Genomic DNA, 480 nt, shown 5'->3' on the forward strand with positions numbered 1-480 from the left:
TAGTATTACCGCGGCTGCTGGCACGGAGTTAGCCGGAGCTTATTCTCCAGGTACTGTCATTATCATCCCTGGTAAAAGAGCTTTACAACCCTAAGGCCTTCATCACTCACGCGGCATTGCTGGATCAGGCTTTCGCCCATTGTCCAATATTCCCCACTGCTGCCTCCCGTAGGAGTCTGGGCCGTGTCTCAGTCCCAGTGTGGCTGATCATCCTCTCAGACCAGCTAAGGATCGTCGGCTTGGTAGGCCTTTACCCCACCAACTACCTAATCCTACGCGGGCTCATCCCTTGCCGATAAATCTTTGGACCGAAGTCATCATCCGGTATTAGCAGTCATTTCTAACTGTTATTCCGAAGCAAGGGGCAGATTCCCACGCGTTACGCACCCGTGCGCCACTAGACCCCGAAGGATCTCGTTCGACTTGCATGTGTTAGGCATGCCGCCAGCGTTCGTTCTGAGCCATGATCAAACTCTAGAG

Annotated in this window: 1 rRNA gene; it reads right to left on the reverse strand. The window is 53.3% G+C overall.

From position 1 onward, the window contains the following. Nucleotides 1-480: ribosomal RNA gene (locus tag ACVQ8P_RS00665) — 16S ribosomal RNA — on the reverse strand; the annotation flags it as partial.

It is taken from the genome of Dellaglioa sp. BT-FLS60 (assembly GCF_054941065.1).